The organism is Streptococcus suis (assembly GCF_002964045.1).
In the GTDB taxonomy this organism is placed as follows: domain Bacteria; phylum Bacillota; class Bacilli; order Lactobacillales; family Streptococcaceae; genus Streptococcus; species Streptococcus suis_U.
The window spans coordinates 1-297 of sequence record NZ_POPB01000194.1 but is presented as its reverse complement, the minus strand read 5'-3'; the positions used below and the strand labels follow the sequence as shown (position 1 = coordinate 297).

General features: G+C 40.1%; 1 pseudogene. It reads right to left on the bottom strand.

The features are described 5' to 3' along the window. Nucleotides 1–297, bottom strand: a pseudogene (locus C1E99_RS01505) (aspartate kinase); the annotation flags it as partial.

Here is a 297-nt window from a genome sequence, read left to right as displayed (position 1 = left end):
AGGCTGGCCAAAGAGATGATGCTGTCTGCGATTTTCTTCATGCTGTTAGCTGTGAAACCAAGTTCGTCAACCATTGCTTGATAACGGTTGATGATCCATTCTTGACTGGCAGTCACATCTTTTCCGTTAACATATTCTTTATAATATTTAATCAACGCATCAGTAACTTTAGTATCCTCGGCATTGCGTTTTCCAGGTGCAGACACAACAACAAAGCGACGTTCTGAATCAGATTGAACAATATTGAAAACTTTTTCTAACTGTCCGGCTGAAGCAAGTGAGCTTCCTCCAAATTTA